At 42.3% G+C, this 744-nt stretch carries 2 protein-coding genes; both read right to left on the bottom strand.

Annotated features, from left to right (window positions below; translation table 11 throughout):
• Positions 1-49: 49 nt before the first annotated feature.
• Complete coding sequence (locus ACX5KA_RS16950) at positions 50-340, bottom strand: type II toxin-antitoxin system RelE/ParE family toxin (protein ID WP_061997674.1); 291 nt, start codon at positions 338-340, stop codon at positions 50-52.
• Complete coding sequence (locus ACX5KA_RS16945) at positions 333-554, bottom strand: TA system antitoxin ParD family protein (protein WP_070175132.1); 222 nt, start codon at positions 552-554, stop codon at positions 333-335. The genes ACX5KA_RS16950 and ACX5KA_RS16945 overlap by 8 nt, the downstream gene beginning before the upstream one ends.
• Between the last annotated feature and the right edge of the window lie 190 nt (positions 555-744).

The following is a 744-nucleotide window of genomic DNA, read 5'->3' as shown; positions in this document are numbered from 1 at the left end:
TATTGCACACGTGTTTGCGCCCCATATTTGGAAGTTATACGCAATTGGGTCAGAATAACTTTTTAACATCGCGATAAAAATTTTCATGAGAGCCAAGTGCAATTAATTCGAGTATTACAGTGCCATCCTCGTAGCTGTAACCAAGTAAAGTTAACTGCTTGACCATCTTGAACTTGTACACGCGAAGAAAGGCCAGGTCGCCTTTTTTCTGCTCTCCTAGAAGAGGATCGTCCATTAATTCCTTTACGGCCTTATCCAAATCTTTTTTCTGATTCTGATGTAACTTCTTTACTGCTCTCTTAAAATTAGCTGTCTGTAAAACACTGGTAATCTTAGCCAAAATCGTAAGGCTCCAATTTTCCGGCCTCTTTTTCAGCTTTGGCAATAATTGCCTGTTTCACGAATTCGTACGGCAAATCAGGGTTATCTTCCATCATTTCACCAATCTTTGCCCAATGCTCAATCTGTTTTGGCATAGTTCGGTTTAGTGCTTTGCCCATAATAGTCGCCTTTTCGACTAGATCCTGGTCTAGTCTTACGCTTGCGGTTGCCATAATATGTCTCCTATTGGTTCGCCATTGCATTGTAGCAATCCGCTACATGTGTGGCAAATTGCGTATAACAAACGCATTAATTCGTTCCCTGCGGTCACTGGGACAAAAACGTGGTGCGGCTTCGCTATTCTCGCACCACGCTTTTGCCCCTTATGCGGGTGTTAGGCGTCATTTACTTACAGCATTTAAA

Source organism: Alteromonas alvinellae (genome assembly GCF_902705805.1).
Note: the sequence above shows the minus strand (reverse complement) of the source record. Positions and strands in the feature narration are given on the sequence as shown.